32 protein-coding genes are annotated in these 24,492 nt (G+C 72.3%); 27 read left to right on the top strand and 5 right to left on the bottom strand.

The window, feature by feature from the left end:
* Nucleotides 1-640 precede the first annotated feature (640 nt).
* The 4 genes from ACWD3O_RS28370 to ACWD3O_RS28355 form a co-directional block, all read right to left on the bottom strand.
* Nucleotides 641-910, bottom strand: coding sequence for a helix-turn-helix transcriptional regulator (locus tag ACWD3O_RS28370; protein WP_451417865.1), 270 nt, complete (start codon nt 908-910; stop codon nt 641-643).
* Between the two features lie 206 nt (nt 911-1,116).
* The gene (locus ACWD3O_RS28365) at nt 1,117-2,349 is read right to left on the bottom strand and encodes an XRE family transcriptional regulator (protein WP_451417864.1); all 1,233 of its coding nucleotides are present in this window, start codon (nt 2,347-2,349) and stop codon (nt 1,117-1,119) included.
* A gap of 236 nt (nt 2,350-2,585) precedes the next feature.
* The gene (locus tag ACWD3O_RS28360) at nt 2,586-3,296 is read right to left on the bottom strand and encodes an AAA family ATPase (protein ID WP_451417863.1); all 711 of its coding nucleotides are present in this window, start codon (nt 3,294-3,296) and stop codon (nt 2,586-2,588) included.
* A complete protein-coding gene (locus ACWD3O_RS28355) occupies nt 3,293-4,051 on the bottom strand; it encodes a GntR family transcriptional regulator (protein WP_451417862.1) in 759 nt (252 codons plus the stop codon). The genes ACWD3O_RS28360 and ACWD3O_RS28355 overlap by 4 nt, the downstream gene beginning before the upstream one ends.
* A gap of 352 nt (nt 4,052-4,403) precedes the next feature.
* Here ACWD3O_RS28355 and ACWD3O_RS28350 point away from each other — a divergent pair, with 352 nt between their 5' ends.
* The 16 genes from ACWD3O_RS28350 to ACWD3O_RS28275 all read left to right on the top strand — a co-directional run bounded on the left by ACWD3O_RS28350 (nt 4,404) and on the right by ACWD3O_RS28275 (nt 17,806).
* Entirely contained in the window at nt 4,404-4,994 is a 591-nt protein-coding gene (locus tag ACWD3O_RS28350) for a hypothetical protein (protein ID WP_451417861.1), read from the top strand.
* Between the two features lie 109 nt (nt 4,995-5,103).
* Nucleotides 5,104-5,517 carry a hypothetical protein gene (locus ACWD3O_RS28345; protein ID WP_451417860.1) on the top strand — a complete coding sequence of 138 codons (414 nt, stop codon included), beginning with the start codon at nt 5,104-5,106 and terminating at the stop codon, nt 5,515-5,517.
* A gap of 133 nt (nt 5,518-5,650) precedes the next feature.
* Nucleotides 5,651-6,229 carry a DUF6197 family protein gene (locus tag ACWD3O_RS28340; protein WP_451417859.1) on the top strand — a complete coding sequence of 193 codons (579 nt, stop codon included), beginning with the start codon at nt 5,651-5,653 and terminating at the stop codon, nt 6,227-6,229.
* Between the two features lie 167 nt (nt 6,230-6,396).
* A complete protein-coding gene (locus ACWD3O_RS28335; protein WP_451417858.1) occupies nt 6,397-6,777 on the top strand; it encodes a hypothetical protein in 381 nt (126 codons plus the stop codon).
* Nucleotides 6,774-6,932 (top strand): hypothetical protein, encoded by a 159-nt coding sequence (locus ACWD3O_RS28330; RefSeq protein WP_451417857.1) that lies wholly within the window; start codon nt 6,774-6,776, stop codon nt 6,930-6,932. The genes ACWD3O_RS28335 and ACWD3O_RS28330 overlap by 4 nt, the downstream gene beginning before the upstream one ends.
* 1 nt (nt 6,933) lies before the next feature.
* A complete protein-coding gene (locus tag ACWD3O_RS28325) occupies nt 6,934-7,296 on the top strand; it encodes a hypothetical protein (protein WP_451417856.1) in 363 nt (120 codons plus the stop codon).
* A gap of 17 nt (nt 7,297-7,313) precedes the next feature.
* Entirely contained in the window at nt 7,314-7,700 is a 387-nt protein-coding gene (locus ACWD3O_RS28320) for a hypothetical protein (RefSeq protein ID WP_451417855.1), read from the top strand.
* Between the two features lie 118 nt (nt 7,701-7,818).
* Nucleotides 7,819-8,181 carry a hypothetical protein gene (locus ACWD3O_RS28315; protein ID WP_451417854.1) on the top strand — a complete coding sequence of 121 codons (363 nt, stop codon included), beginning with the start codon at nt 7,819-7,821 and terminating at the stop codon, nt 8,179-8,181.
* Nucleotides 8,182-8,261: 80 nt separating this feature from the next.
* Nucleotides 8,262-10,319 carry a hypothetical protein gene (locus ACWD3O_RS28310; protein WP_451417853.1) on the top strand — a complete coding sequence of 686 codons (2,058 nt, stop codon included), beginning with the start codon at nt 8,262-8,264 and terminating at the stop codon, nt 10,317-10,319.
* Nucleotides 10,320-10,534: 215 nt separating this feature from the next.
* Entirely contained in the window at nt 10,535-11,083 is a 549-nt protein-coding gene (locus tag ACWD3O_RS28305; protein ID WP_451417852.1) for a hypothetical protein, read from the top strand.
* Nucleotides 11,080-11,283: a hypothetical protein gene (locus ACWD3O_RS28300; RefSeq protein WP_451417851.1), complete on the top strand. Its 204-nt coding sequence runs from the start codon at nt 11,080-11,082 to the stop codon at nt 11,281-11,283. Before ACWD3O_RS28305 ends, ACWD3O_RS28300 begins: the two co-directional genes overlap by 4 nt.
* 123 nt (nt 11,284-11,406) lie before the next feature.
* Nucleotides 11,407-13,917, top strand: coding sequence for a hypothetical protein (locus tag ACWD3O_RS28295; protein WP_451417850.1), 2,511 nt, complete (start codon nt 11,407-11,409; stop codon nt 13,915-13,917).
* Nucleotides 13,918-13,931: 14 nt separating this feature from the next.
* On the top strand, nt 13,932-14,378 hold the full coding sequence (locus tag ACWD3O_RS28290; protein ID WP_451417849.1) for a conjugal transfer protein TraB: 447 nt from the start codon (nt 13,932-13,934) through the stop codon (nt 14,376-14,378).
* 83 nt (nt 14,379-14,461) lie between these two features.
* The gene (locus ACWD3O_RS28285; RefSeq protein WP_451417848.1) at nt 14,462-16,765 is read left to right on the top strand and encodes a hypothetical protein; all 2,304 of its coding nucleotides are present in this window, start codon (nt 14,462-14,464) and stop codon (nt 16,763-16,765) included.
* 40 nt (nt 16,766-16,805) lie between these two features.
* The gene (locus tag ACWD3O_RS28280) at nt 16,806-16,994 is read left to right on the top strand and encodes a hypothetical protein (protein WP_451417847.1); all 189 of its coding nucleotides are present in this window, start codon (nt 16,806-16,808) and stop codon (nt 16,992-16,994) included.
* Nucleotides 16,995-17,308: 314 nt separating this feature from the next.
* The gene (locus tag ACWD3O_RS28275) at nt 17,309-17,806 is read left to right on the top strand and encodes a hypothetical protein (protein WP_451417846.1); all 498 of its coding nucleotides are present in this window, start codon (nt 17,309-17,311) and stop codon (nt 17,804-17,806) included.
* 81 nt (nt 17,807-17,887) lie between these two features.
* Here the strand turns inward: ACWD3O_RS28275 and ACWD3O_RS28270 are convergent, their stop codons facing one another.
* Nucleotides 17,888-18,106, bottom strand: a complete 219-nt coding sequence (locus ACWD3O_RS28270) for a hypothetical protein (protein WP_451417845.1) — start codon at nt 18,104-18,106, stop codon at nt 17,888-17,890.
* Between the two features lie 92 nt (nt 18,107-18,198).
* On the opposite strand from ACWD3O_RS28270, the gene ACWD3O_RS28265 reads away from it, so the two are divergent.
* The 11 genes from ACWD3O_RS28265 to ACWD3O_RS28215 all read left to right on the top strand — a co-directional run bounded on the left by ACWD3O_RS28265 (nt 18,199) and on the right by ACWD3O_RS28215 (nt 24,373).
* Nucleotides 18,199-18,960 (top strand): hypothetical protein, encoded by a 762-nt coding sequence (locus tag ACWD3O_RS28265; RefSeq protein WP_451417844.1) that lies wholly within the window; start codon nt 18,199-18,201, stop codon nt 18,958-18,960.
* A 142-nt stretch (nt 18,961-19,102) separates the two neighbouring features.
* Complete coding sequence (locus ACWD3O_RS28260; RefSeq protein ID WP_451417843.1) at nt 19,103-19,558, top strand: RRQRL motif-containing zinc-binding protein; 456 nt, start codon at nt 19,103-19,105, stop codon at nt 19,556-19,558.
* 18 nt (nt 19,559-19,576) lie between these two features.
* The gene (locus tag ACWD3O_RS28255; RefSeq protein WP_451417842.1) at nt 19,577-19,990 is read left to right on the top strand and encodes an NUDIX domain-containing protein; all 414 of its coding nucleotides are present in this window, start codon (nt 19,577-19,579) and stop codon (nt 19,988-19,990) included.
* Between the two features lie 102 nt (nt 19,991-20,092).
* Nucleotides 20,093-20,593: a Pycsar system effector family protein gene (locus tag ACWD3O_RS28250; protein WP_451417841.1), complete on the top strand. Its 501-nt coding sequence runs from the start codon at nt 20,093-20,095 to the stop codon at nt 20,591-20,593.
* 17 nt (nt 20,594-20,610) lie between these two features.
* Nucleotides 20,611-20,880, top strand: coding sequence for a hypothetical protein (locus tag ACWD3O_RS28245; RefSeq protein ID WP_451417840.1), 270 nt, complete (start codon nt 20,611-20,613; stop codon nt 20,878-20,880).
* 71 nt (nt 20,881-20,951) lie between these two features.
* Nucleotides 20,952-21,236 (top strand): hypothetical protein, encoded by a 285-nt coding sequence (locus ACWD3O_RS28240; RefSeq protein WP_451417839.1) that lies wholly within the window; start codon nt 20,952-20,954, stop codon nt 21,234-21,236.
* A 51-nt stretch (nt 21,237-21,287) separates the two neighbouring features.
* Nucleotides 21,288-21,623: a hypothetical protein gene (locus tag ACWD3O_RS28235; protein ID WP_451417838.1), complete on the top strand. Its 336-nt coding sequence runs from the start codon at nt 21,288-21,290 to the stop codon at nt 21,621-21,623.
* A 216-nt stretch (nt 21,624-21,839) separates the two neighbouring features.
* Nucleotides 21,840-22,826 carry an AAA family ATPase gene (locus tag ACWD3O_RS28230; protein WP_451417837.1) on the top strand — a complete coding sequence of 329 codons (987 nt, stop codon included), beginning with the start codon at nt 21,840-21,842 and terminating at the stop codon, nt 22,824-22,826.
* Nucleotides 22,823-23,017, top strand: coding sequence for a hypothetical protein (locus tag ACWD3O_RS28225; protein ID WP_451417836.1), 195 nt, complete (start codon nt 22,823-22,825; stop codon nt 23,015-23,017). The genes ACWD3O_RS28230 and ACWD3O_RS28225 overlap by 4 nt, the downstream gene beginning before the upstream one ends.
* Nucleotides 23,018-23,396: 379 nt before the next feature.
* Complete coding sequence (locus tag ACWD3O_RS28220) at nt 23,397-23,714, top strand: hypothetical protein (RefSeq protein ID WP_451417835.1); 318 nt, start codon at nt 23,397-23,399, stop codon at nt 23,712-23,714.
* A 113-nt stretch (nt 23,715-23,827) separates the two neighbouring features.
* Nucleotides 23,828-24,373: a hypothetical protein gene (locus ACWD3O_RS28215; RefSeq protein ID WP_451417834.1), complete on the top strand. Its 546-nt coding sequence runs from the start codon at nt 23,828-23,830 to the stop codon at nt 24,371-24,373.
* Nucleotides 24,374-24,492 lie beyond the last annotated feature (119 nt).

Raw genomic sequence — 24,492 nt, 5'->3', positions numbered from 1 at the left:
TAGGGCAGAGGTCTGCGTCACATAAAGCGCACTAGAGGTGCGAACTGGAGCGAAACGGGCGGCGCTCGACTTTTCAGGGGACACCAGATCGGGCACTATGGCGAAGACACCAACTCTCATAAGCGAGCCGGACCACCCCGCGAAAGCGGGACGGCCGACGAACTGACTGGGAGACCACACCGGTCCGCTCCTTGCGGAGAGGACCGGGAGACACCGAGCCCCCTCCGGGAGGAGCGGGTGAGCGTCACCACCACGGCCTGTGGTGGGGGGAGATTTCTCCTCTCGTCCGGGTCTTGCTGCGGGCCCCTGTCCAGGGCCCTTGGTTGGGGGTGAAGCGCCGGCCGTTTCCGCGGCCGGGTGTCGCTGTGTTGCAGGCCCTTGTCCAAGGGGCCGACCCGCTGTCCAAGGCGGGGTGCTGCTGTGAGAACTGGCTCAATGAGCCGAAGCTCGGAACCCGGTGTCCAGCCGGGGCCGAGCAGCCGATCCGGGGTTCCAAACCCGGTCGGAGTGAAGGGCCGCGCGAGGCCGAGTGGATGTCCAGTCCACTGTCTGGCGCGCGCGGCCGATGACCTAGGTCATCCCGACCCCCTCGATCCCGAAGGCGGCGTCGGCGATCCTGGGAACAGCCCGAAGCGCGAGGTCACCTGTCATCGGATGCCTCCTCAACGGCGGCGTCCGGATGCTTCGCGGCCAGCTTCCGGAGGAGATGCGCGTATGCGCGGCGATTCCTTCGGTGAGGCTGGGCGCGCCCAGCCTCCCACTGTGCGACCGCGAGACGCTTGACGCCGATGGCCTCAGCGACTTCGGTCTGGGTCAGGCCGGCGGCAAGCCGAAGCTGCTGTCGGACCTGAGGAGTGGGGAGGGTGTCCTCCTCCATCAGGGCATCAATTCGCCTCAGCGGATCGGACATCGGAGCCTCCGCGGTAGGGAACCATGCACAAAAACATACATGACCCCGACGATCTTCGGTATCGGGAACGAGCGTGTTGTCGTACGAGACACCGACCGAATCCATCCGGCTTCCCTCCCTCCGCTGATGACCGCCCTGCTCCTGACATGAGAACGCGCAGGTGGAAACCCCTAGGTACCTTCGAGACGGCGGCTGTACCAACAGAGTCATTGGCCACCCCTCAGTTCGCGAAGGTGAGCGACGAACGCCTGGGCCTCGCTGGCGTGGGCGTAGTGAGACTGGAGGGCTTGCCCGAGGTCGGCCGCGACCATTGCGAGCGACGGGAGTGACTTCCGGTCGCCGGCGAGCGCCTTCTCTCCGTACGCGAGCGCGGTGTCGAGGTCGCCTTCGCGGGCCGCGACGACACCGAGGGTGACCCGGGCCTCCGCGTTCCGCATGGGCGAGCGCTCTGTGCCGTCGAAGTCCGTCCCGGCTCGGATCACCTGGTTCGCCAGCTGCTCCGCAAGGCGGTTCTCCCCGACCCGGCGCAGCGCGTCCATCCGGTAGAAGTCATATTTGCCCGGATCGACAACAAAATGATCTTCAATGTTCTCCGGATACGGGAGGCGCTCCAGGAGCTGACGCCCCTTGTCCAGCGCCACTTCGGTCTGCGATCGGTCCCCCAGCCGCGCCCACGCCTTGGCCTGCTGCGCGTACAACTGCGCCGCGACGCTCTCGTTCGGCGCCACAGCGATGCCGGCCTCCGCGGCCGCAATGACGCCGCGGTAGTCGCCCCGGGTCAAGGAGAACCAGGCGCGCATCTCGTGCGCCCAACCCTGTACGCTCAGCGCGCCAGCCTCCTGACCGAGCATTAGCGCGGCCTGCCGGGTCGCCTCCGCGTCGCGAGGCCGCCCGGAGTCGTACTCGACGCAGCCCACTAGGAGCGCCAACTTCCCTGCCAGCGCGATGATCTCGCGGTGCTGTGCCAGGCTGACGCGCTGGTGCTGGAGACCGACGACGCGGGCGAGCCACGCCTTGCCCTCGACGAGCAGCTGGTCGGCGGGCATGTACGCGTACTCGCAGCACAGCCGGTCCGCCGTGATCCGCAGCGCGTCCAGCGTGGCGGCGTCCACGTCCGAGGCCCGCAGCCGCGCGATGATGTCCACGGTGTCCATACCGCTGACCTGCAAGATTTCCGCACGGCCGTCCCGGCGCGACCTCTCAGGGAAAAAGGCGCCGGTGGTCGTACCGAAGGTCTGAGCGATGGCGGACCGGTACTTCACCGGCTGCGCGTCACCGGCTTCCCACCGCTTCCACTGCCGGAGCAAGTCCTGCTCGCTCACAACATGGTCCTCCGGCAGCCGGACCATCAGTGCACGCACCGCGTCGGTCTGCGACCAATCCCGAGCAGCACGCTCCTCCACCATCCGGCGAGCCCAGTCAGGACGCTCGTCAGCCATCGCGATCCCCTTCCCCGTACGGTCCAGCGACGCAGCCTGCGCCCCGACAGGGTGATGCTCGCGGAGCGGAAGCCGGCCCTTCTGTGGCCGAGCATGGCACGGCCCCTTGATCGCGCGGAGGTGACAAGTGCCGGTGACATTCCGAATGTCACCGGCTCCTGTCACTTTCCGCAATCGCCGTACCCGAGCACGGTCATGGTCATTCAGTGCCGGGAGAGGCGAGCGGGAGGTGGAGGTCAATGCGGGCCGCCATCCACGGAGGGACGTGTACGACGGAGCGCTGCCAGCAGGTTCTCGGGGTGGCCGTCGTACACGATGTGCGGTTCATCGTCGCTCGGCGGGCAGAAACGCCCTGCGTGCCTGAGCAGGTCCTCCTCGCTGAACGCGATGCTGTTCGCGTCGACCAGCGACCGCTCGTTGCGCTTACGGATCCGGTCCCAGCGCACCTCATGCGGCACAGGCAGGTAGACGAGAACGGGTTCGCCGCCGGCTTCCATCACGGTCGCTGCCCACTGGGTCCGCTCTTCCGGAGTCCAGAAGCCGTGGTCGACCACAACCTCGTGTCCAGCCACCAGGAGTCCCTGGACCTCAAGGGCGATGTCCTTGAGCACGGGCGCCTCCCGGACTCGGAACTGCCCACGGGGGAAGTCCCTGCCGTAATGGCCGTAGCGGCGGAACATCTCCTCGTCTGGGCAGAGCCGCCGGAACCCGGCCTCTTCCAGGGCGCGGGCGAGGGTCGTTTTGCCAGCACCCTGCAAACCGGTCATGAGGATCGTGCGAGGCGCGGGGCCCGGTCGGCCGGACAAAGCGGCAGCGATGCGTGTGATCTCGAATCGTCCTTCCAGCGTGAGGGTGTCAGTGCGCTCTGCTCGAAGGAGCTGGCTGAAGTGGTCTTCGAGGCAAAAGGCGAGCGTGTCGTCCAGCACGACGGTCTCGTGCGTGGTCACCGCTGCACCACCGACGTCGTGCGACGGGTGCGGCCCGGGGCCCCCAAGTCCACGCCGTACTCGAGTAGCTCGCCGTCGGAGTCCAGGAAGCGCGCGGTCAACACAAGGATCGCTGCGACGGTGTCGGGCTCCAGTTCCAGGAGCTCGAGATCGCGGGCGGTTGCGATGCGCGCCGTCTCCTCATCCACACGCTGTACGACGTGGCGCCCAGTGGCTTCGGCAATGAGGTCCAGCGACAGCCCGCCCTTGAGGCGCTCGCTGCGCGCGAGCTCGGGCAGCACCTGGGCGAACTCCGCCGGAATCCAGGACGTTGAGTGGGAGACGATCCCGTGAGCATCTCGGTAGACACGGCTTCGACGAATTACGTCCTCACCAGGATCGATGCCGAGCGCATCCGCGACGTCCTCGGGAGCCGGCACCATGCCCGCAGTGTGGCCGGAGGACTTTTCCCCCACGCCCCACGACGACTTCGTTACGGCGCTCCGATCGTGGCGCTCCGATCCGGATGCGAGCGACAGGGGACGCGCCATGACCTCGGTGCCAACGCCCGGGATGCCGTTGACCAACTTCTCGTCTCGCAGCAGTTTCATGGCGCGGTCGGCCGTTGCGGTGCTGACCTGCCACTGATCTGCCAGGGCACGGATGCTGGGCAGCAGGTCGCCCGGCGCCAGCTCCCCGGAGCCAATGAGGTCGCGGTAGTGACCTGCGATGCGCGCGTATGGCGGCCGATTGTCGGCCCGCGGTTGCCCTGGCATGTCGCCTCGCCTCCTTCTCTTCTGTCTAGATGCCTCACTATACCGCTTGACACCTGAGGGTACCTGAGGCAACCTGATGTATGTGAGACGGTGATCCTCCGGGAGCACCGCGTAATCGAACCACCGCAGTAGTCGTCCGCCCCTCGGGGCGGCGGGGTAGTCCTCGGGTTCACCCGTGGGACGCGAGAGCACCATCGAACTCCCCCGGAGCCTGACGGCAACGACGACTGCGTGTACGTCGCAGCGCTGTGCGCTGTCTGTCCTGCGGGACGCCGGCCTTGTGCCGTGTGGCCCGGAGGGCGGAGAGAGCATCGCGACGCTCCCCCTGCCGCTCCGCCTGTGAGGAGTTCAGATGTCTGCTTCGACCGTTGAGCGCACCGCCCGGCCCCGCAAGAGCCGGACCCGCTCCCGCACCGTTAACGCCCGCCCGGCGCTCGCCCTCTCCACCCTCAAGCCCAACCAATACGACCTCCGCCCCGCCTGCGCGTCGCTGGTCTGCCCCGATTGCGAGACGTGGGTGCCGATCACCGGCCTCCAGACCAAGAAGCCCAAGGTGGTGCCGCACGACACCGGTCGCGCGTTCGAGGCCCCGGCCGTCCGCTGCCGCCTGGGCAGCAACCGTCTGGTCACGGTCGACGTCACGGTCCGGGCGTGGCAGGAGCGCCTGGAGGACGGTCACGCGGAGACCGGCCACCGCCGCAAGACCGCCGTGCGGCGCAAGCCCAAGGTCGCGCCCGCCCTGGCCGTCAGCCAGATCGCCGCACGGGTGACTGCGTCGGAAGACGGAGGTCGGCTCCTGTGGCTGGTGCGCAAGGAGCAGTGGGCGGCGACCGCTGAGTCGGTCCGCGACGCCGACACCCGCCGCGCGCAGCTGCCCGACGGTGACGCGCCGCTGGGCGCGCCGCCGGTGCCGCTCACGACGCTGCGCCCCGAGCACCGCTGATCAGTCAGAAGCACGACTGCGGCCCTGGCCGCCCGATCGAGGGCGGCCAGGGCCGCAGTGATTTTTACGAGTGGCCACCGCAGCAGATTCGAGAGGAGCACCATCCCCCATGAACACCACCACCCGCCGCCCCACCGCCGGACTCGCCTCCGAGTACTTCGACACCGAGACGCTCGCGCTCCTGGGCGACCTCGATGTCGGCATCCCCGACATCGACGACGCGACCGTGGACCTGGACATCCTGTTCGGCACGCCGCTGGACATGCACGAGCCCGCCGGCACCCAGCGCGAGATGCACGCCTACGCCGCCGCCATCGTGGCCGCTCCGTGGCAGAGCTACGAGCTGTCGCTCACCCACGGAGCCGAGATCCAGGCTCGCGTGGACGCCGCCCGCGACATCGTCGCCGACGACCCGGCCATCACCGCCCGGGTCCGTGAGCGCCTGGTCGACGCACTCATCCCGTACGCCGCGCAACTGCGCACCGCGCCGGCGGCCGCCGCGTCTCTCCCGGTCGCGGCCTGAGCTTCCCGCACCTCAAGCACACCGCAGCCCCGCGCTGCCAAGACGCCCACCGCACGGCCCCCGGGCCGGTCGGTGGGCGGTGGAGAGCGCGGAGGAACCCCGCTCTGCCAACCCCGACGAGGAAGGCCTGCCCATGTCCCAGCAGAAGAGCACCCCCACCACCATCACCGCGACCACGGTCGTGATCAGCGACGAGATGCTGGCCCGCGCCGCCGAGCTGGAGGAGGCGCTGCCGGCCTACCGGTCCCCCTGGACCGGAGACTCCGGCGAGCAGTCCTCCGGCGAGTCCGTCGCCCGCCACCTCGAGGCCGCCCGCGCCCTCCTCGACAAGCGCGGCTGGGCCCGCACCTGGATCCTCACCAGCTCCGAGATCGACGCCGACGACGACACCCTGTCCGTGAAGGCGATGGTCCGCCAGCTGCTGCGCGTGGTCCGCGACGAGCTTGGCGCCAGCCGCGGCCCGCTCACCCTGTGGAGCGCGCTGCGCGAGATCCGCGACACCAGCCAGGGCGACTCCGACACCTGCCGCGCCGCCGACCGGGTTCTGGACGTGCTGGTGCAGGCGCTCACCGGGACGGACTTGGCCCAGGCCACCGCGTGGTCGGAGCGCCTGCATCGCACCCACGCCGACATCAACGCCCTGCTCGACGCCGGGATCGTCTTCGCCCGCACCTACGGACCCGCCGTCGAGTCGGTGGTCCGCGGGGCCTGACGGCTGCCTGATCCGCCCGCACCGACCGCTGCACCACGGCGGCCGGGACGGGCGGTGACGGGGAGCCGGGCAGCCCGCCCGCGCCCCAGACGCACGACAGCCCCCGGTGACTTGAGACCCTCCGGGGGCTGTCCAGGACCTGCAACGGAGGACCTGTGATCACCAGCATGACACGACCCCGCCCCACCCCGGCAGAGGCCGTCACCCCCGAACGCCGCCTCGGCCAGCACCTGCTGGCCGTCGTCCGGCAGCAGGACGCCGCGATCCCCGCCCACCGGCGCGCCCCGCGCACGGTCGCGGAAATGCAGGCCCGCCTCACCGCGGCCGCCACGGCGGCGAACCCCGAGTACGCCTGCGGTTCGTGCGGGCGCTGGCACGCCGGCCCCTGCACCGCCGCCTCCACGGTCGTCCCGGTGGTGCCGGTGGCCGGCGCGTGCGGGAGCTGCGGCGGCGCGGGCGGTCGCGTGGAGGACACCAGCTCCGACGGTGTCACCCGGCAGACCTGGCGCCCCTGCACGTCCTGCGGCGGGACCGGGTCGGCGCGGTGAGCGCCCCGGCCCAGCCCCAGACCTGCACGTCCTGCTGCGGCAGCGGCCAGCGCATGGTGACCGTCAACCGCGTCGGCGCGGACGGCCACCCGCACCAGAGCGTGGAGATGGAGACCTGCTTCGGCTGCAACGGCAGCGGGCAGCGAGCCGCCTGACGTGGCCAAACCTCCGATAGCCGTGGCCCGCGCGCTGCACCAGGCGGCCGCGCGGGCCACGGCACTCACCGGCCCGGCCCACCCCCGTGCCAGGAGCCTCCTCGCCGCGGCGGCCCGCGCCGCCGCCTGCGTGTGGGAGGCCGGCCACCCCGTCACCGCACTCCACCCCCGCACCGCAAGGACGGCGCCCGTGCCCGACGACCTCTACCAGCGGTACATGGCCGCGACCCGCGCCCACCGCGACCACGCGAAGGACTGCGGCGACTGCCGGCCCGACGTGCCGTGCACGACCGGACAGCGGCTGTACGAGTCGCTGGCCCGGCTGCAGGACGCCTACCTCAACCGCCAGACCAAGCAGCGCTGACCCCCCAAGGAGGCCCCGTGCCCGTCGACATGAGCCGGTTCGCGACCAACCGGTGGATCAAGACCCACCCGAACAACGTCTACACCCACGGCTCGACGGAGCCGATCCTCAGCGTCCTGGACGTGCGCGGCTTCGAGCTCCACGACTTCTTCCTGGTCGGCCTCAACGACTCCTGCGGCGCGATCTACTTCCCCACCGAGGACCGGGCCAGGGCCGCGGCCCAGGCCCTGGAGCCGGCCTACGCGACCGAGGTGGCCTTCGAGGCGCACCCCCGGGGCGAGGGCATGTGGGCCACCCGGTACAACCGGCGGGCGCTGGACGGGACGGAGCTGTCCAACTTCATCACCAGCCTGACCCTCGAGGGCGGCCGCCAGGTCATCGAGAACGGCCGCTGGGTCAGCTGACGATCCGAATCTGCAGGCTGCCTGATCCGCCCGCTCCGACCGCTGCACCACGGCGGCCGGGACGGGCGGTGAAGGGGAGCCGGACAGCCCGGACCACCGTGACCCGAGGAGTCGGCACATGCCCATCAGCACCCAGCGCACCCAGGCGCGCGCCGCGTTCAAGCAGGGCGACTTCGTCCTGTACCGCGACCCGCAGAAGTTCTGGACGGGCCAGCCCGGCCACACCTTCGTCTGCCGGATCGAGAGGACGTGGATGAACGGCACGTTCACGCTGACCGAGGCCGCCACCGACCGGCCGATCTACGAGGTGCGGCCCGACTACATGCGGCTGCTGCCGGCCGTCGACGCGATGCGCGACATCGACACCGCCCCGCTGAACACCGACGGCGCGGCCGACGACATGACGGCGGCCGCGATCGCCTGGCTCACCCAGCAGCACGCGACCGCCAACCGGCGCGCGGAGCTGCCCCAGGTCGACTGACCCCTACCTCTCCAGCCCTGCCGGGCCGCCGCTTGGGAGAAGCGGTGGCCCGGCACGGCGCACCAGAAAGGACTCCGTCTGTGACCACCCGACGTCAGCCCGCCCGTAAGGCTCCCGCCAAGAAGACGACGACCAGGGCCAAGACCACGACGGCCGCGACGGTGGCCACGGCGGCCGCGGCGGCTGGCGGCCCGGTCGAGGCCGCCGACACCACCGCGTCCCCCGCCTCCGTCCCTGAGCCGGTGCAGGCGCCGGTGCCGGAGGTCGACACCGATGCGATCCTGGCCGCCGCCCGCGCGGAGGCCGACCAGCTGCTGGCCGCCGCCCGCACGGAGGCGGAGGCCCTGATCGCGCAGGCCCGCCGGCAGAGCACCGACGCCGAAACCGCCGCCCAGAAGGCTCAGGCGGAAGCGGACGGCATCCTCGCCGCCGCCAAGGACCAGGCGGACCGGATGCGCAAGCTCACCGCGGAGCAGATCGCGGCGGCCGAGGAGACCGTGCAGCGCGCCCGCACGATCGCCGACGGCGACCTGGCGGCGGCCGAGCAGACCCTCGCCCGCCGCCGCCAGGCCGCGGAGAAGCTCCAGGCCGAGGCCGAGACGGAGGCCGCCCGGATCGTGGAGGCTGCCCGCGCCCGCGCGGCGCAGGTCCGCGCCGAGGCCGAGCAGGACAAGGACCGCGTTCAGGCCGAGGCCGACGCCACCGCCGCGCACGCCGCGCACCTGGTGGAGGAGGCCAAGCAGCGGGCCGCCGACCTGGTGGCCGCCGCCGAGGACGACGCCCGCGCCCGCCGCGACGCCGCGACCAAGATGCGCCAGCAGGCCGAGCAGGAATCCGAGCAGCTGCGCACCCAGGCCCGCGAGGACCTCGCCACGGCCGAGGAGGACGCGGCGCGGATCGTGGACCACGCCCGCAGCCAGGCCACCGAGGTCCTGCGCGACGCCGAGCAGGACGCGCACGACAGGCGCGGCGAGGCGCAGCAGGTCCTCGAGGCCGCCCAGGCGCGTGCCGAGGAGGAGGTCCTGAAGGTCCGCTCGCTCGCGGAGGCCAAGGCGGCCGGCGCCATCGCGAGCGCGGAGGCCGCCGCCTCCGAGCGGATCACGGCGGCCGAGAAGGAGGCGGGCCGCCTGGTCGGCGCCGCCCAGCGGGAGGCCCAGGAGGTCCGCGCCCGGGCCCGCGCCGAGCAGCAGTCGGCGTGGAGGGAGCTGGAGGCCACCCGCGAGGAGGTCGCCAAGGCGCAGGCGCTCATCGCCAAGCAGGAGAAGCGGAAGAACTTCGTCAACACCTGGGGGCCGCGCGTGGCCCTGGGCGCGACGATCGTCCTCACCGCGTCCGGTGAGTTCGCCCTCGCCACGCTGAGCGGCTGGCCGGCGGAGGTCGCCTGGGCGCTGCCGCTGGCGATCGACGTCTACGTGGTGCAGGCGTTCCGCCGGCATCGCGACGTCGCGGGCGCGCTGATCCTCATGGTCGCCGCGAACGCGATCTACCACCTCGCGGACGCCGGACTGGTCGGCGTCGACAAGAAGGGGCACCCGCTGTGGTGGCTCATCGTCGCCGTCGCCGCCATCGCCCCGTGGGTGATGTGGCGGATCCACCAGATCACCAAGGAGCCCGGTGAGACGGGCCCCGGTGAGACCGGCGGCGCGGGCGGTGCCGGGCCGGATGAGACGACCCGCACCGTGCGCGCCGGTGAGACCGGGCACCTCCCGCCGGGCGGTCTCACCGGCTCCGGTGAGACGGCTCCCCACCCCCGCACCGTCCCGGCACTCGTTGCTGAGACGGGTGAGGGTGAGACCCGCCGGGAGCTTGAGACCGGTCCCGCTGAGACGAGCGGCGCGGTGAGCATGACTGAGACGGCGTCTCACACGGGTGAGACGCGCAGGTCAGACGGTGAGACGGCTTCCCCGGACAACGGCGCGACCCCCCTTCCGCTGCGCTCCGGTGAGACCGGCCGCCCCGCTCTCGCCCGGGACGCTGAGATCGAGGGGCAGATCACCTCGCTCCTCAGTCTCATGTACCGGCGCCAGGGCGCGGAGACCGTCTCAGTCGACGAGGCCAAGGACGTCCTCGGTGTCTCACGGGCCACCGCGGGCCGCCGGCTTGAGATCGCGCGGGCGCGGTTCAAGCAGGTCTCGTGAGACCAGCCGCCGACGGGCCCTCCGCCCTGACGCGCAGCGCACCCAGCGGATCGCCGACGGCTACCGCCTGGAGCGGTGACCTGCACGAGCCGCAGTTTCGACGGTTCCGCCGGCTCCCGAGACGAAGGCAGCGCCTCGGGAGCGCGGTGAAGGCGCCGAAACGCCGTGACAAAGCCTCCCAGATCGCCCCCGCCCAGAGAAGGAGAACCCCACTCATGGACATCAACGCACTGTTCACGGATGAGGGCCTGCGGGCCTTCACCGCCACCGTCCGCGACCAGCACGTTCGTGACGCCCAGCAGTACGGGCAGATCGCGGACATCGTGCGCCGGCGCCTGGAGCAGACGCCGATCGAGGGCGACCGCTGGATGTCCAAGAAGCTCCGCGCCTGGAAGGTGGCGCGGCAGCTCAAGGCCATGCAGAAGGCGTCCGGCGAGGCCGCGAGCAAGGCGGAGGCCCTGTACGCGACCTACGTCAACGAGGTTCTGGAGCTTCCCCAGCGCCGGGCGGCCGCGGAGGCCCGGAAGCTGGAGCGCAAGAACAGCCGCCAGTCCGCTGTCGGCGCGGCGGTCGCCAAGTCCCTGGACAAGACGGTGACCTCGCTGGGTGCTCCCCAGAACCAGGTCCCGGGCGCGGTCCCGCAGGCGAGGCCGGCGGAGTTCGTGACCCCGGACACCCCCTGGAACCAGTGGCCGATGGCGGCCGGTGGTGAACGGCCGACCGGCACGATCAACGACTACTTCGCGAAGGGAGACGGGCAGTGACGACGCCTCGGCAGACGCAAAACCGCGCGAAGTTCTGGAACGCGCGGGTCGCCGAAGCCAGGACCGACCAGGAGCGGGCCGGGGTCTGGTACGACGCGTGCCGGACCCTGGCCCGCCAGGCCGAACGCGACGGCAAGCCCGACCTGTGGTCCGCGCTCACCAAGGCGCTGCACGACTTCTACAAGAACAACGGAGGGTGACGAAGTTCTTCTTCATCACCGACTTCTCTTTGCCGCCTGGGGAGCCCCAAGGCGCGCGCGTGTCGTGCGCGCGCGAGGATGCCCCAGGCGGTGACCGTCTGTCAACCCTGTGAGGGAGACGTCATGGCCGACGACGACGGCCCGAACAACCTGATCCACTTCCCCCGCGTGGGCTACACCGCCCCTGCCGACCCTCCGGCGGAGACCCCCGTCCAGACCGCCGTCGATGTGCCGTTCGCCGCCCCCGCGGACGCTTCCCCGGTCGTCTCCGACGCGTTTGCACCCGCGACGCGAACCGACCCGATGGACGTCATCGCGGCGTTGCCCCAGCCCGGTCTCGGGACGCCGTTCGCCGCCGAAGCGGAGCCGGCCGCAGCGACCGCGGCGGCGGGGTCACCGATCCCGGCGACCTTCCGCTCGGAGAGCACGCAGCCTGCCGCGCCGCGTATGGGGTCGCTGTCCCTGGCGGCGATCCTCGCGGTGTCCCTGGCGGCCATGCGCGGCATTCACTCCGCCGTCGCGGCAGGCCGGGCCAACCGGGAGCAGCGCGAAGCGGTCGCGAAGACCGCGAGCACCCCCAAGGACGGCTCCTCCGGGGGCGGTTCGAAGAAGCAGGTGCAGTCCAGTCACGAGTACGGCCGCAAGACCCTCCAGCGCGGTCCTGGCGGACTGGGAGGCCGCTCCGGTGGCGCAGGTCCGGGCAGGTCCGGGCGGGGCGGCAGCGGCTCGCACAGCGGCTCGGGAGGCCGGGGGCGCGGCGGGTCGACGACCCGCTCGCCCAGCGGTGCCGGCGGCTCCGGGGGCGGTGCCCGGGGAGGGCGCGGCGGCGGTGGCTTTGGGCCTGGCCGCTCCAACTCCGGCTCCGGCGGCGGCAAGGGCGGCTCGGGCGTCACCCCGCTCAAGCGCAACTCGCAGGGCGGCGGCGTGAACCTCAAGAAGAACCGCGGTCCCGGATCGTCCGGCGGCTCGGGTGGTTCTGGAGGCTCCGGCGGCGGCAAGAGCCCGAGCAGCAGCGGCGGCCGTGGCGGCCGGAAGAACCGCAACTTCGGCAGCGGCGGATCCGGCTCTCCTGGGGGCGGCACGGGCACCGGCAAGACGACCGGTCCCGGTGCCAAGAGCCCCGGCAAGGGCACGGGGTCGGGCGGGAAGACCACGCCCGGCACCACCAGCTCGAAGGGCCCCGGAACTGGCAAGGGCACGGGCCCCGGCCCCAGAAGCGGGACGAAGAAGTCGCCGCGCGGCACGACCGGCCCCTCCGGGACTCTGCGCAAGAAGCCCGGCACGACCACCTCCGGCACCGGCCCGAAGACGAAGCCGAAGGGGAAGGGCAGCAGCGGCGCGGGCACCACGGCGCCCGGCAGCAAGCGCGGCGGCGGGAAAGGCAAGACCCGCTCCGGTAAGGGCGGCACCGGTCCGGCCTCGGTGCCCAAGGGGCCGGGCGGCAAGTCCCGCAAGGGCAAGAAGGTCACGCTCACGCCCGGCATCGCGCACGGCACGTTCGCGGCGACCGACAAGTACGGCTGCCGCTGCCGCAAGTGCCGGCGCTTCCAGAAGGAGTACAGCCGCAAGGTCCTGGGGGCGATGAAGTCCGCCGCCCGGGGCCGGACCACCTTCGGCGAGGCGGTGCACGAGACCGCAGAGCAGCGGCTCAAGCGCCGCCGCAAGAAGATGCGGCCGCCCATCGTCACGAAGGTCAAGGTCAAGAAGCCGAAGAAGACCGGTCCGAAGACCAGCACCACCAAGCCCGCCGGTCCGGCTGCTAAGGCGCCGGTCGGCCCGGCCGCTGCGGCACCGACGCGCCGCACGACCTGGTCCACGGCCAAGGCGAGGGCCCGTAAGCGCGCCCGGATGCGCACCACCACACTCCCGGAGCCGCGTCCGGCATCGATGCCCGGCCCGGTCACACCGCCGGGCCCCGCCGCTCCGACCGGCCCGACGCCCGTCCCGGCCCCGGCTGCGGCGGCCGCCGGTGGTGCCACTGCCCCGGCCTCGCCGGGCGGCGGCACGGTGCCCGGCACCGGCCCCGGCACGCCGCGCCTGTCGCCGTTTGAGGCGATGGGCATGGCGACGGCGGTGTCCGCTCCGGCTGCTCCGATCACGGTCGAGCGGGCCGACTCCCCCGGGTCCGGTACGGCCACGTCCGGCGGGGGCCTTCCCGCCGGCACCTCGAGCACGAGCACGAAGGAGAACAGCGTGAGTGACGCCTGGCTGACGAAGTGGGGCAGCGGCAGCGTCGCGGACATGGACGCCCAGCACGAGACCGAGGTCACCCTCGACGACACGCTCGACGTCCTGGAGGAGCTCACCAAGCAGTCGTTCAAGGCACACGAGACCTGCCGCAAGCTCTCCGAGAAGGCGCGGCAGATCCGGCACGAGCTGGACGATCTCGCCGCCGACCTGCGCTCCACGCACAACGTCATCGGCCGCCTGACCGGCGCCGCGATGGCCAAGCTGGCGGAGTCCATGGAACTGCTGGCCCGCAAGGCCGACGAGATGGCCACCAAGTCCTTGATGGCGGCGGAGCTGTCCGAGAGCGCGGAGAACGCGATGTTCGACGCCTACCGGCCCCTCCAGCAAGCCACCGAGGACGCGGGCCTGGCCGTGCCCGCCGCCCGCGTCCACAACGAGAACTGAGAGGAGAACAGCACGTGAGCGACAACCTCCCCGCTATCCCGGGCATGAACAACGGCGTCGCCAGCAGCGCCGGCGGCGCCGGCAGCGGCAACGGCTTCCTCGCCCTGGCCGGCCGGACCGCCAAACTCGCCGCCTCCGCCCTCTTCCTCAAGGAGGGCATGCACCTGCTCCGCTCCCACATGCGGGCCAACGCCAACGCGGCCATGCGCCTGTCGGAGATGTGCGGCCAGGCCGAAGTCGAGCCCCGGTTCACCTCGATGATCGAGGACACCTCCGCCGCCCTCACCGCGGTCGCGGAGGCGTCCGGGGAGATGGTCAACGCCGCCGACTCCGTCGACACCGACGCCCGCGGCTTCAACAACGCGCACGACCGGGAGTACCGCCCCGGCTACGAAGCCTCCAACGGCTCCGGCGTGCGGCAGGCCAAGCCCGGCTTCTACCGGCGTACCGGCCGCCGCTGACCCACCCACCCCGCAGCAGCAGGGGCCGGGCCCGCACGCCGGGCCTGGCCCCTGCTGCCTCCTGCCCAGATACGGAGGCTGTGTTGAGCACCATCGACCAGGCGGCGCCGGCCGCCGACACCACCAAGCGCGTCCCGGGCCACGTCATCTACCGGCGCGTCCTGGCCGAACGCACCTCCTACGCCCTCGCGGCCGCGGGGATGGCCGTCGGCCCGCAGCTGGACGACAGCGCCTGGTCCTACCTCGCCTCCGGCGGAGTCGGCATGGGCACCCTCGCCTGGCTGTACGCGAAGACCAAGGACCCCGACCAGGGCCTGGGCATGCTGACCCGGGCGCAGCGGGCGATCCCGTTCCTGACTGCCGCCGGCACCTACGTGGCGAACCTGATTACCCCCGGCTGCAACTGGTGGGAGGTCGTGGCCCCGGCCGCGTGGGCGTCCCTGATGGGATGGATGGCGCCGCTCACCCGCAGCGCCGGCCTGGTCCTGGAGCTCGCCGAGCACCAGGCGCAGCACGGCGCCGACCCCGGTGAGCCGCTTACCTACACCGAGTTCCTCGCCGCGCAGTGGCAGCAGGCCACCGGCGACGGCACCCGGCTGGTGTCCATCACCCCCTTCCGCGCGGACCGGCCCGACTTCGAGGCCGTCGTCGTCGCCCAGGCCGGGAAGGCGGTGCCCACCTTCACCGAAGTGCAGCTGGCCGCCGCGTTCGACTTCCCGGTCGGCACGGTGAAGATCCGCCCGATCCACGGGTCCGGTCCCGGCCGGATGCGGCTGGTCGCCCGCCCCACCAGCGAGGACACCGAGGCCGCCGCCGAAGGCATCCGCGGCCTGTGGGAGACCGCGGTCGCCGCCCCGGGCAAGGCCGCCCCCGGCGTTGACCTGATCGACTGGCGGTCCGAGCCGCACCGCATCGTGCTGCTGGTCGCCTCCCTGCCGGGCAAGGAGATCCACCTGCCGCACACGGCGATCTGCTCCGCCTTCGGCATCGACGACCCCTCCCGGCTCGTCATCGAGACCGACGGCATCCGGCAGGGCGTCATCTCCGTGTACAAGACGAACCCGCTGATGAAGGTCCGCAAGGCCACCGTCGAAGACCTGACGATGGACTCCAAGGGCCGCGTCACCATCGGCGTCTGCCACGACGGCAAGCCCGCCCGGATGCGGCTGTGGGATCCCGGACAGGGCGCGCTGCGCGGCATCACTGCCGGCGTCACCGGTGCGGGCAAGAGTGTGCTGCAGAACCTGATCCTCGCCGCGGAGAAGCGCTCCGGCGTCGTCTCCTGGGTCGGCGACGTCCAGGGAGGCATGTCCCTCCCGGAGGCGGAAGGCCGCGTCGACTGGTTCGCCAAGGGCCCGGTGGAGACGCTCCTGATGCTCACGGCCGCGCACGCGGTCATGAAGTACCGCGAGCGCCTCTCCAACGAGATGGGCCGCGGCGACTTCGCCCTGAACCGGCCGTGGCCGCTCATCAACATCACGCTGGACGAGATCAACCGGCTGCTGTCCCACCCGGACGAAGCGATGCGCAAGGCCACCGCCTACCTCATCGCCGACGTCCAGAAGACCGGCCGCAAGGTCGGCATCGGCATCCGGCTCGCCGTGCAGTCCCTGCATCTCAAGGACCTCGGCGACGACGACGCGATCCGTCAGCAGGGCAAGGTCGGCGCGCTGTTCCTCATGCGCACGGCCTCCTCTTCCACCAAGGAGATGGGCCTGGACGGCATCGCCCCGGCCGGCTTCCAGATGGAGAACATCCCCGCCCGTATCTACGAGAACGGGCAGATCGAGGCGCTGTTCTCCGGCAAGGACGACGAGGACGGCGAGTCCACCGCGGGCATGGCGTACATGTTCCTCGACGGCCGCGCGAAGTTCATGCGCACCTTCTTCGCGGAGAAGAAGGACGGGGTCTACCCCGACCTGATCGCCCTGTACGGCGAGGACCCGCCCACCGGGCTGACCGAGGGCGAGGCCAAGGCCGCGCAGGCCGGGGCCGCGATCTACGGCGTGCGGCACACCAACCCGTACGCCGACTGCGACACCCTCGCCCAGGCGTTCTCCGACGCACCCGGCAGCAAGCCGACGGCCAGCACCCCGGCCCCGGCCGCCGCTGCGGACACCGACGGCGACAGCGGCGAGGCACCCGCCCCACTCGAGGCGCCGTTCGGCATCCCGTTCGGCGACAGCGGCCCCGACATCGGGGAGGAGCCCGGCCTCCAGGACCAGATCCTCGAACTACTCGCCGACGGCCCCAAGCAGCTCAAGGAGCTGCGCGCCGCGCTGCCCGGCTTCCAGCCCTCCAGCGTCAGCAACGCCTGCTCCCAGCTCAAGGCGAAGGGCCTGGCGATCTCCCGCAAGCGGGGCCTGTGGCAGCTCACCGACAACTGACCTTCACCCACCCACTCACTCACCGAAGGAACCGGTACCCGTGGCTCTGTCGATCTCCCTGGTCCTCCTGCTCGGCATCATCGTCGTCATCCTGGTCCGCACCGGCTACCAGCGGATCATGCCGGGCATCGCCGTCTGCCTGTTCGGCTTCTTCCTCGCCAGCACCGGCATCGCCCCCACCATCACCAGCGCCCTGTCCTCCCTCACCGGATGGATCAGTAGCTTCTGACCACCCGATCCCGTCCCTGCCGAACGAGAAGGAGGACACCCCGTCCCCTGGTCCTGGTCGTCGACGACGCCACCGACATCCTCGCGGCCAGCCCCGAGGCCCGCGCCCTGGTCGCCGCCCTCGTACGCACCGGCCGCCAGGACGGCCTGGTGGCCCGCTCCGAGACCCGCCGGCCGTTGCAGTACCCGACGCTGGCCGCGCTCAAGGACGCCGCCGACCAGCAGTAGCCCCGACCGCTCCCCTCGCCCTCGCGCGCCCTCCCTGCCACCACGGCAGGGAGGGTGCCCGCGTCTGCCCCCGAAACGGAGATCACCGTGGACTCCGAGCCCATCACCCGCCCGCTCACAGACGACGAAGCCAAGGCCGAAGCCGAACGGATCATCGCCCGGTCCTTCCAGCCCGAGATGCCGCCCGTGCGGCACATCCCGACGTCGTTCCGCGACGACACCCCGCTGCCCGCCTACGGCGACACCCCGCCCGTCCAGCAGGACGACAAGCGGATCGTCCCCGCGTGGGCAGCCGGGATCGCAGTCGCCTCCATCGGCGTCGGCGCCGGCATCACCGGCATCGGCTGCGGCGCCTGGCTGGTCCTCCAGGGCCTGGCCTCCGTCACGCTCTACGGAGTCCTCATGGTCACCCTGCCGTTCGCCGGCGTCGCCATGGTCGCCACCGCGATCGGCGGCGCGATCAGCAAGGCCCGCAAGTCCGTGTCGAAGACCGTCTACGAGGGCCCGGTCGTGCAGAACATGCAGATCAACAACACCAGCAACCAGCGCGGGACGTTCTCCCGCACCCGCAACAACGTCCGCTGACCCGGGCGCCCTGCCTCGCATCCGAACACCCCGCCCGCAGGCCGGGGCTTCGGGTGCGGGACAGGCCGTGCGGCCTCGCGGTCAGTCGTAGTCGATCCAGATACGGCCGTGGTCATCGACCTCGGCACCCCGGATCTGCCCGCCGACGATCGCGCCGTTGATCGTCACCTCGACGTCGTAGTCCACGTCGATCCACAGCACGCCGTCATCGTCGGTGAACGCGGGCCAAATCGTCCCGTCCGTGTCCACGACCTCGTCGAAGACGACGTCTTCCGGCTCATCGCGGGTGAACCACCCCATCGCAGCCGCCTCCCCTCTCCAGGGCCCGCCGCTCACAGCTTGGCCCACTCGCACGCTCCGTGAACACCACATCGCCAACAAGGAGTTGCCCCGTGCAGTCCAACGACAACACCGGCCACCAGGAGCTCGCCTACCTCCCCATCCCGTTCCCGAAGGAGCCGGCCAAGCCGCCGCGCCTCGCCGCACTGCGCGACTGGTGGGACCGCGCCTGGGACATCGACGGCGTCCTGTACGACATGTGGGACGACATCCTCAGCGCCCCCGACGACGGCCTGCGCCACATGGCGCCCTGGCTGCGCGCCGTCCTCATGGTCACCGGGGTCTCCTTCGTCGTGCTGATGGCCAAGGGCGCCGGCGAAGTCCTCCTCCAGGCCCTGCATCAGATCCTCACCGCCGTGCCCAAGGTGCAGGTCGGCGTCGACACCTCCAACGGCGTCGCCGCCGTCGTTGACCAGCCGGTGCGCACCTACATCTCCCAGCACTCCGCCGGCCTCCCGGTCGCAGCCTCCACCGTCTACACGCTGTGGCTGCTCACCGGCATCACCGGCCTGCTCCTGGGCTTCCTCACCCGCAACAACGGAGCGCGAGCGATGTGGACGGCATGGGGCGCAGCCACCGTGTTCATGGTCTGGACGGCGACCCCGGACACCAGCCGCCCCGTCGCGGCCAGCCTCGCCGCCCTCGCCTGGACGCTCCTGTCCGCGTTCGCCCTGCGTGGCCTGACCCTGCGCCACCGCGTCGTCGCCTGGCGCCCGGCGAAGGTCACCGTCAAGCCGGAGATCCACGTTCCCGTCCAGCCCTTGGCACCCTCCGCTGACCAGCACCCGCACACCAACTGCCCGCTCCGGGATTGACCTCCGGTCGCTCCACCTGGTCCTCGCCCGCCACCGGCGGGCGCGGGCGAGGACCGGACAGGCCGACCGGCCCACCCACACGCCCGCCCCGCCGCCTCGTGCGACGGGGCGCAGCTCTGCTGCCACCGAGGAGGAACAGGCCGTGCCCCACCCGCCCGGCACCACCCGACCCGCGCACCAGACCTGCGACGACGAGCACGACCAGGTCGACATCGACCTGTACGACGACGGCCGCTTTCCGTCGTTCCGGTGGCGGCAGGCACCGGCAGGACTCGCGACCCGCCGCCAGCTGCGCGACATGGGCCTGCGCCCCGGCGGCCAGGAGCCGGTCGCCCGGATCGAATGCCGCGGCGGAAAGCGCTTCGCGTGGCTGTACCGGATCGACCTCGCCCTGCCCAAGCGCACGCCGAGCCTCGCCCAAGAGGCCGCGCTCGACCGCGCGATGGCCAAGCGCCAGACATGCGGCACCTGCCGCCGCCGCTACTTCCACTGCATCCCCTTGAAGACCTTGGGGTCATGCCTGGAGTGCTTCGACGGCACCCCCGCCGACCCCGCCTCCTACATCACTCCCCCGGCCGAGCAGCTGCTCGCCGCCTGATCCGAGAGGACCCCACCCATGCCCACCGAAGAGACCATCCGCTACACCGCCGACGTCGTCCTGCTCGCCGCCGGACACGTCCTGCTGATCGAGCGGGGCTGGGACCCGTTCGAGGGCTGCTGGGCCCTGCCCGGCGGCCACGTCGACGCCGGCGAGACCAGCCTCGCCGCCGCCGCCCGCGAGCTCGAGGAGGAGACCGGCATCACCGTCCCGACCGCCGATCTGCGGCAGACGGGCGTGTACGACGGCCCTGGCCGTGACCCGCGCGGCCGGTACGTCACCGTCGCCTACACGGCCACCCTGCCCGCGCCCGTACCGCCGAAAGCGGGGGACGACGCCACCGCCGCCCGATGGTGGCCCCTCGACGCACTGCCCGTCCTCGCGTTCGACCACGCCGACATCCTCGCGGACGCCACCCGGCAGGCGACCTGACCAGGCACCGTCTGACGGCCCCCCGTGCCGTCCCCGCCCGCACACCCGGGGCGGGGACGGCGCCGAGGACCGGACAGCCCGGCCCGGGAAGGACGACTCCTCATGACCACCAGCACCGACCCCACCATCGCCCCCTCCGCCGTCCCGCTCGTCGACCTGGACAAGAACCTCGACGCCGCGTGCGCGAGCGTCGACGCCCAGATCGCCCGCTGCGACACCAAGGCCTCGCTGCTGCTCGCCTTCACCGGCGCGACCCTGGCCGGCCTCGCCACCCTCGCCGGAAAGCCACTCCCCGGCACCGCGCAGGCGATCGGCGGCGGCGCGGTCCTCGCCCTCGCCGCGGCGGCCGTGCTCCTCCTCCTGGTCGTGCGCCCCAACCTCGGCGGCCGCGGCCGCGTCGTCCAGGAGGGCTTCCCCCTCTGGGCGCGCCTGACCGAGGGCGCGGTCCTCGCCTCCCTGCGGGAGGACACCCGCGCCACCCGCATCCGCGCCCTGTCCGGCCTCGCCGTCGCGAAGTACGTGCGGCTGCGGCGGGCGGTCGACTGCATCCTCACCGCGCTCGCCCTCCTCGCGGCCGCAGCCGTCGCGGCCGTCCTCGGCTGACAAGGAGACCTCCGCTGATGCCCACCACACAGGTCTACGACCCGGTGCCGCTGCCGCCGATCGCGGCGCCGACCGTGTGGCTCGCCACCGCCGACGGCCTGGCCTGCACCGACATGAACGCCGTCGAACGCGCCGTCCGCGGCGAGCGGTGCCCGCTCACCCGCGACGAGGCCCGCTTCGCCGCCGGCCTGATGCTCGGTCACCTGCCGGGCTACGTCGTCGCCGCGCGCACCGGCGTCAGCCGGGAGACCGTCCGCACCTGGTACCCGCGCGAGACCCCCAGCTGACCCCGGAGTGGCCGGCCCGGCCTGGAAACCGCCGGCCACCCCGGCCCAACCCATCCCGGATTGAGGAACCAATGCCTCACGCCCACTTGCCCGCCCCCAGCCCGACGACGGCCGCGGTGATGCGCCGCATCGGCCAGCGCCGCCCCCTCGCCCAGCCGAAGCCCACCTTCCTGTGCTCGCTCTGCCAGGTCACCTGGCGCGGCGACGAGGCCGACTGCTGGTCCTGCGGCCGACCCGCCAACGAGTACAGCCACCCCGGCGCCGCCCTCCACACCCTCCTGTCCGCCGTGCACCCGGCAGCCGCCCAGGACAGCCGACTCGCGCGGCAGCCCAAGCCCCGGTCCCGGAGGACCTGACCGGCGCTCTCCGTGCGTCCCCCGCCGCCGACCACCCCGGTGGGCGGGGACATGCGGTGTCCGCCCGGTCACCCGGACCTGGCGACCGGCCCTCCCCTGGAGGTCACCGTGCCGCTCACCCGCCGCTCCCTGATGGACGCCGCAGCCGCTCGCTTCGGCTGGCGCCGCGCCTTCGGCACCACCACCGAGGTCGGCGCGCTGCTCACCGAGCAGTCCGAGACCGCCTACCGCGAGGCCGCCGACCACGCCGCCCTCGCCACCGCCAAGAACGACGACGTCCTCGCCGTGCAGCCCGGCGTCCTGGACGTCCGCGGCCGGATCCTCGCCGACGTCCTCTACCTCGAGGGCGTCCTCACCGGCGCCCGCAACCGCGGCCTGCCCGGCTAGGTCATCGAGCGCCTGGAGGAAGCCATCGACCACGGCCACGAGCTGACCGTGCTGCTCGCCGACGCCATCCGCGCCACCGCCGCCCACGCGGGCGGCAGCTGAGACGCCCGGGACGGCCGCCGGCGTGAGGCCCGGCCGTCCCGGAGCTCCACCACCCAACGGGCGGTCGCGCCCGGCCCGGCACGACCGTCCGCTCATCCACCGACAAGGAGAACTGTGAAGACCACCTTCGACGGCATCATGCAGCCGCTCGACACCACCATCCCCGACCCGGCCCTCGTAGTCCTCATCGGCGCGGCCGGGGCGGGCAAGTCGACGTGGGCGAGCACCTGGCCCGACACCCAGGTCCTCGAACTCGACCGGTTCCGGGCGCTGGTCAGCGACGACGCCGGATGCCAGGAGGCGACCGCCGACGCCGCGTTCGCGCTCCAGGCCGTCCTGGAGGCCCGCCTCGCCCGCGGGAAGACCACCGTGGTCGACGCCACGAACACCGACGCCACCGTGCGCACCGAACTGATCACGGCCGCCCGCCGCCACGGCGTGCCCGCCGTCGCGCTGCTCGTCCCCACCCCGACCTCCGTGTGCATCGAGCGCCAGACGGGCCGGCCCGCCAGTCGGCGCGTGCCCGAACAGGCCGTCCTCGCCCAGCACGCCGCCATGGTCGCCGCCTTCCCCCACCTGCGCGACGAGGGCTTCGACCACGTCGTCTTCGCCGACAACATCCACCGCCTGGAGCCGTTGCTCCAGCGCGCCAGCGACACCCGCCGCCGCGAGCTCGGCTGGGACGGCAGCGACGGCCTGGGCGATGGTCTGCTGCTGGTCCGCCGATTCTTCGGCGCGGAAGTGCTGCCGCTGTGGCAGTGGCGGGACAACTCGCCCCTCGCCAGCGGTGACCGCGTCGGCGAGATCCGGATCGGGCCCGACCGCCTGGTCCTCGCCCTGCGCACCGACGTCGACGGCGAGGGCGACCTCGGCTTCGACCTGCTGGTGTGCTGCCCGTACGACGACGACTGCACCGGCCCCGCGTGGCAGGCCGTCCACAGTGTCACCGACCTGCTCGTCGCGCACACCAGCAGCCGGCCGCACCCGGACACCGTCTGCACCGTCCACGGCAGCTCTGACGACCACGACCAGGACGACGACCTGGACGACGGCGGTCGCGTCGGCCGAGACGTGCGGGGTGCGCAGGCGGTCAGCGCGTGAGCCGCGCTGCCGACGGCCCGCACCCGCACCCGCTCACCCCGGCCGAACTCCCGGCCGGGGAGGACTGGTGGCACGGCTGCCCCGACTGCCATCTGCCCGTGCAGGGCGGGAGCGCCGGCCTCGCCGCGCACCGCCGCACCGTTCACACCGGCGCGGGCGACCCGCGCATCCGGATCAACATCCAGCCGTGAGCGGCTCCAGCCGCCACCACCCAGTGGAGGACAGCATGGCCCGCAAGCCCGTCACCTGGTACATGACCACCCCCGCCGACGGCGTCATCGAGATGTCCCGACAGGCCGGGACGCCGGTGAACCTCGCCACCGGCGTCGGCCAGGTCGTCGACCACCCCAACCCCTGCCGCAACAAGTGGTACGACGAGACCCGTTTCTCGTACTTCCGGATGGTCAAGCGCGTCGGTGAGGCCCTGGAGGACACCGGCATCTGGCCCGTCACCTGGCCGGTCCGGCTGTGGATCGTGGAGCCGGTCGGCGAGACCGGCAACTGGTCGCAGCGGCACTACCCCTACCGCCTGCTGTCCCACCAGATCCGTGTCGTCGCGGAGGCTGACGCATGGGCGAGCGGCGCTGGAACTGGGAGCAGGTGGGCGGCCGCACCTGCGCCAGCGGACGGTGGGCGGAGGCGGTGGCCGCTTCGGTCTCGCACTCGCGTCGCGAGTCGGCCGCCCAGAGCTGGATCGAGCACCTGGCCCGCAACACCGTCGACCAGGGCCTCGAGGGCGCCGGCTTCAGCCGGGCGGCCGAGCTGTACGCCTACGGTCGCGCGGTCGGCCTTGCCGTCGCCGCCCAGCACCAGACCCGCTTCGAGCCCTACCTCCTGGATGCGCTCCGTGGCGTCGGTCTGGACAAGCCCGCCGCCCTGGCTGTCTGACCCACGCCGACCCTGACGGCTCCTCGTGCCGTCCCACCCGACGCCCCGCGCGCCCGGGTGGGGCGGTGCGGAGGACCGGACAGCCCGGCCCCGCACCCGATACGGAGAACCGCATGACGACAGACACCCCGCGAGAACACCGGGAGTCCGTGCCCGACCGCCTGGCCGCCATCGAAACCCGCCTGCAGGCCGTCCCCGACGGCTGGCGGCAGAGGGACGGCGACGCCGGCCTCATCGAGAACAGCACCGGCCACCCCGTCGCGGTCCTCGGCGACAGCGGAGGCCAGTCCCTCCCGCTCGGTGAATTCCTTGCGGCCGCCCCCGCCGACATCCGGTGGCTCACCCAGCAACTCCGGCAGACCTGGGCGCAGCCGGCCCCCCGACGCACCACGGAAGACACGGCGACACCTCAGCAGCCAATGCCCTGGGACGAAGCCGTCTTCCGCTGCGGCCGGTGCGGCACCACGCACACGGCCACCACGGAAGCCGAATACGTCCGAGCCGTCAGCGCTCACGGCGACGCCCACGAACTGTGGGACCGCCTGGGTCCGATCGAGCGCGACGGCATCGCCTCGATCCTCCGCGTGATCCTCGCCGACGCCGCCCTCGGCACCGAGTTCCTCACCCTCCACGACCGCCAGCAGCCCGACCGCACCTGACGGCTCCCCGTGCCGCCCCACCCCCGGCGCCCCGCCGGCCGGGTGGGGCGGTGCGGAGGACCGGACAGCCCGGCCCACCACCCCGCACACGCAGAAGGCACACCCCCTATCGCCTGGCA

Source organism: Streptomyces sp. NPDC002640, from assembly GCF_053592575.1.
This window is presented reverse-complemented; position numbering and strand designations above follow the sequence as displayed.

Excerpts from the sequence above, each read along its gene's own strand:
- ACWD3O_RS28270 (WP_451417845.1), bottom strand. The coding sequence starts at position 18,106 with ATGGGGTGGTTCACCCGCGATGAGCCGGAAGACGTCGTCTTCGACGAG.
- ACWD3O_RS28220 (WP_451417835.1), top strand. The coding sequence starts at position 23,397 with ATGGGCGAGCGGCGCTGGAACTGGGAGCAGGTGGGCGGCCGCACCTGC.
- ACWD3O_RS28215 (WP_451417834.1), top strand. The coding sequence starts at position 23,828 with ATGACGACAGACACCCCGCGAGAACACCGGGAGTCCGTGCCCGACCGC.
- ACWD3O_RS28350 (WP_451417861.1), top strand. The coding sequence starts at position 4,404 with ATGTCTGCTTCGACCGTTGAGCGCACCGCCCGGCCCCGCAAGAGCCGG.
- ACWD3O_RS28245 (WP_451417840.1), top strand. The coding sequence starts at position 20,611 with ATGCCCACCACACAGGTCTACGACCCGGTGCCGCTGCCGCCGATCGCG.
- ACWD3O_RS28295 (WP_451417850.1), top strand. The coding sequence starts at position 11,407 with ATGGCCGACGACGACGGCCCGAACAACCTGATCCACTTCCCCCGCGTG.
- ACWD3O_RS28365 (WP_451417864.1), bottom strand. The coding sequence starts at position 2,349 with ATGGCTGACGAGCGTCCTGACTGGGCTCGCCGGATGGTGGAGGAGCGT.
- ACWD3O_RS28250 (WP_451417841.1), top strand. The coding sequence starts at position 20,093 with ATGACCACCAGCACCGACCCCACCATCGCCCCCTCCGCCGTCCCGCTC.
- ACWD3O_RS28370 (WP_451417865.1), bottom strand. The coding sequence starts at position 910 with ATGTCCGATCCGCTGAGGCGAATTGATGCCCTGATGGAGGAGGACACC.
- ACWD3O_RS28315 (WP_451417854.1), top strand. The coding sequence starts at position 7,819 with ATGCCCATCAGCACCCAGCGCACCCAGGCGCGCGCCGCGTTCAAGCAG.
- ACWD3O_RS28255 (WP_451417842.1), top strand. The coding sequence starts at position 19,577 with ATGCCCACCGAAGAGACCATCCGCTACACCGCCGACGTCGTCCTGCTC.
- ACWD3O_RS28235 (WP_451417838.1), top strand. The coding sequence starts at position 21,288 with ATGCGGTGTCCGCCCGGTCACCCGGACCTGGCGACCGGCCCTCCCCTG.
- ACWD3O_RS28335 (WP_451417858.1), top strand. The coding sequence starts at position 6,397 with ATGACACGACCCCGCCCCACCCCGGCAGAGGCCGTCACCCCCGAACGC.
- ACWD3O_RS28345 (WP_451417860.1), top strand. The coding sequence starts at position 5,104 with ATGAACACCACCACCCGCCGCCCCACCGCCGGACTCGCCTCCGAGTAC.
- ACWD3O_RS28355 (WP_451417862.1), bottom strand. The coding sequence starts at position 4,051 with ATGCCAGGGCAACCGCGGGCCGACAATCGGCCGCCATACGCGCGCATC.
- ACWD3O_RS28240 (WP_451417839.1), top strand. The coding sequence starts at position 20,952 with ATGCCTCACGCCCACTTGCCCGCCCCCAGCCCGACGACGGCCGCGGTG.
- ACWD3O_RS28305 (WP_451417852.1), top strand. The coding sequence starts at position 10,535 with ATGGACATCAACGCACTGTTCACGGATGAGGGCCTGCGGGCCTTCACC.
- ACWD3O_RS28340 (WP_451417859.1), top strand. The coding sequence starts at position 5,651 with ATGTCCCAGCAGAAGAGCACCCCCACCACCATCACCGCGACCACGGTC.